The 326-nt window shown below is 65.3% G+C and carries 1 pseudogene; it reads right to left on the reverse strand.

What is annotated here, in order from left to right:
* Positions 1-326, reverse strand: a pseudogene (locus IF27_RS29700) (Crp/Fnr family transcriptional regulator); the annotation flags it as partial.

Genomic DNA, 326 nt, shown 5'->3' on the forward strand with positions numbered 1-326 from the left:
AGTTCGTCGAGGTCGTCGGGGGTGGGCGGGCCGGTACGGGTGTGGATGCGCTGCCGCACGTCCGCGTTGTGCAACAACCCGAACTCCCGGCTGTTCACCAACTCGTGCTCCTGCCGCTCCCGCAACGCCTCGATCGTCAACCGCAGCTGCTCCTCCACCTGATTCATCGGCTCGTTGTACAGATCAGCCACCCGCGAATGCACCCGCAACACCGTCTGCGCCACACTCAACTCGTACTCACGAGGCGACACCTCGTAATCCACGAACGTCCCCGGCAACACCGGCTCACCCACATGCCCCGACGCCACCTCGATCGCCGCCTCACC

This window comes from Streptomyces avicenniae, from assembly GCF_000719135.1.
GTDB lineage: Bacteria > Actinomycetota > Actinomycetes > Streptomycetales > Streptomycetaceae > Streptomyces > Streptomyces avicenniae.